The 2,897-nt window shown below is 71.7% G+C and carries 1 protein-coding gene and 1 pseudogene; both read right to left on the bottom strand.

Annotation, left to right across the window (positions count from 1 at the left end):
• Nucleotides 1–45: 45 nt before the first annotated feature.
• Nucleotides 46–2,607: an ABC transporter permease gene (locus ACFU6K_RS35635; protein WP_380670273.1), complete on the bottom strand. Its 2,562-nt coding sequence runs from the start codon at nt 2,605–2,607 to the stop codon at nt 46–48.
• Between the two features lie 62 nt (nt 2,608–2,669).
• Nucleotides 2,670–2,897, bottom strand: a pseudogene (locus tag ACFU6K_RS35640) (ABC transporter ATP-binding protein); the annotation flags it as partial.

Raw genomic sequence — 2,897 nt, forward strand, 5'->3', positions numbered from 1 at the left:
GTTCTCGCGAACCGCCCCGGGGGCTCCGTCCGTTCCGGGCCCGGACTACTGGCTCTTGATCGAGTCCAGGATGTCCAGCTTCGCCGCCCGGTGGGCCGGCCAGAGCGCGGCCAGCAGGCCGATCACGGCGGCCGCGAGCAGGAAGCCGACGGTCTGCACCGGCGGCACCACGGTGGTGATGTCCTTGAGGCTGTCCGCCATCGTGCGCACGCCCGCCCAGGCGACCAGGATGCCGAGCCCGACACCCACCAGCCCGCCGAACAGCGCGATCAGCAGCGACTCCAGCCGGACCATCCGGCGGATGCCGAGCCGGTCCAGGCCGATCGCCCGCAGCATGCCGATCTCCCGGCGGCGCTCGAACACCGACATGGCCATGGTGTTGACCACGCCGAGCACCGCGATGACCACGGACATGCCGAGCAGCCCGTACATCATGTTGAGGATGCCGGTGATCATCTGGCGGTTCTCCGCCTTGATCTCCTTCGCGCCCTTGACCGCGATCAGCGGGTTGCCGCCGGTCGCGTCGCGCAGCGCCTGCTTCAGCTCCTCGGTCGCGCCGTTGGTGCCCTTGACCAGGACCTTCTCCAGGCCGGTGCCGGGCGCCAGGTGCGGGGCGACCACGGCCTCCGGGACGACGACCGAGGCCAGCGCGGTGTGGGCCTCCAGGATGCCGCCGATGGTCAGCGAGCCCTTGGCGCCGTCCGGGTAGGTGACGGCGAGGGTGTCGCCGACCTTGTAGCCGGCGCGCTCGGCGCGGCCCGAACTGACCAGCAGCCTGCCCTGCTTGAGGGCGTCCGGGGAGCCCTCCTTGACCTTGACGGTGGCCAGCTGGTCGATGGTCGCGGCGTCCACCGCGGTCATCCACTCGCTGTCCTCGCCGTTCTGCCCGGTCTTGACGGTGACGCCGCGCTCGGCGCTGATCACGCTGACGCCGGGCGCCTTGGCGATCTGGGCGGCGACCTCGGGGGAGAGCTTCGAGAAGTTCTGCATGGCGACGGTGTAGTCGGCCTTGAGGTCGGTCTCGGCGGCCTTGTCCACCGCCTGGTTCACCGAGGCGCCGATCACCGTCAGCGAGGTGATCAGGGTGACGCCGATGGTCAGCGCCGAGGCGGTCGCGGCGGTGCGGCGCGGGTTGCGGACCGCGTTCTCCTGGGCCAGCTTGCCCGGGGCGCCGTACACGGCGCGCAGCAGCGGGGCGAACAGCGCGATCAGCGGCCGGGACAGCAGCGGGGTCAGCACGAACACGCCGATCAGCAGCGCGCCGGCGCCGAGGCCGACCAGCTTGACCTCCTTGCCGCCGACACCACTGGCCAGCGCGGCGAGGCCGGCCAGGGAGAACAGCAGGCCGATGGTGTTGCGGATCCGCAGGCCCTTCTGGGTCGCGGGCTGCTCGGCCGAGCTCATCGCCGCCACCGGGGCGATCCGGGAGGCCCGGCGGGCGGGCAGCCAGGCGGCCAGCACCGTCACCAGCACGCCGACCGCGAGCGCGGCGACCACCGTGGTCGGGGCGATGATCAGCGGGCCGTCCGGCAGGTTGGCGTCCATCGGGCCGTTGAGCAGCGACTTGAGTCCGGCGGCGATGCCGATGCCCGCCAGCAGACCGGTCACCGCGGCGGTCAGGCCGACCAGCACGGCCTCGATCAGCACCGAGCGGGTGATCTGGCGGCGGGTGGCGCCGACGGCGCGCAGCAGCGCCAGCTCCTTGGTGCGCTGGGCGACCAGCATGGTGAAGGTGTTGGCGATGATGAAGATGCCGACGAACAGCGCGATGCCCGCGAAGCCCATCAGGACGGTGGTCAGGACGGTGGTGCCCTTCCTGATCATCTCGTCCTGCTCGGCGGCGAGTTCACGGCCGGTCTTCGCCTCGATGAAGTCGCCCTGCGGGACGGCCTGCTTGACGGCGGCGAGCAGCGCGGCGTCGTCGGTGCCCGGCTTGGCCTTGACGTCCAGCTCGGCGTAGCGGCCCGGGGTCAGGTAGAGCTGCTGGGCGGTGGCGGTGTCGAAGGCGGCGAGCGAGCCGCCGGCCACCACGCGCGGGTCGTTGGTGGTCAGGGTGCCGGTGAGCTTGAGCTTCATCACCGGGCCGTTGACCGCGACCCGGACGGTGTCGCCGACCTTGTAGCCGCCCTTCTCGGCGGTCTTGCGGTCCAGCGCGATCTCGGTGGCGTCCTTCGGGCCGCGGCCCTCGACCAGCGGGTAGCGCGGGTCGGTGCCGTCGGCGCCCGGCACGTAGTTGGTGCCGGTGGTGGAGAAGCCGTTGCCGATCAGCGCGCCCTTGGTGTCGGCGATGCCGGCGAAGCCGCTGACCACGCCGCGGACCTCGGCGACGCCGGGCACCGTGGCGACCTTGGTGCGGGTCTCCTCGGTGAGGGTCGGACCGGCGATCCGGCCGCCGTCGTCGTCGCTGAGGTTGCGGGCCTCGCGGTCGCTGACCGTGACGGCGACGTCGGTGTAGCTCTTGGAGTTCTGGGTCCTCAGCGCGTTGCCGAAGGTGTCGGAGAAGACCAGCGTGCCGGACACGAAGGCGGTGCCGAGCATGACGGCCAGTACCGTCATCAGCAGTCGGCCCTTGTGGGCGAGCACATTGCGCAGTGCGGTGCGGAACATGGGGGAGCGTCAGTCCTGGGGGTACTCGGGGGACGGGTGGCTTCGGGCGCTGCCGCGCCGGATCAGCTGGTGCGGCCCTTGGCGTCGAAGCGGCGCATGCGGTCCAGGACGGTGTCGGCGGTGGGCTGGTGGAGCTCGTCGACGATGCGGCCGTCGGCGAGGAAGACGACGCGGTCCGCGTAGGAGGCGGCGACGGGGTCGTGGGTGACCATGACGACGGTCTGGCCGAGCTCGCGCACGGAGTTGCGCAGGAAGGAGAGGATCTCGGCGCCGGAGCGGGAGTCGAGGTT

Source organism: Kitasatospora sp. NPDC057512 (assembly GCF_042802135.1).
Taxonomy (GTDB): Bacteria; Actinomycetota; Actinomycetes; order Streptomycetales; family Streptomycetaceae; genus Kitasatospora.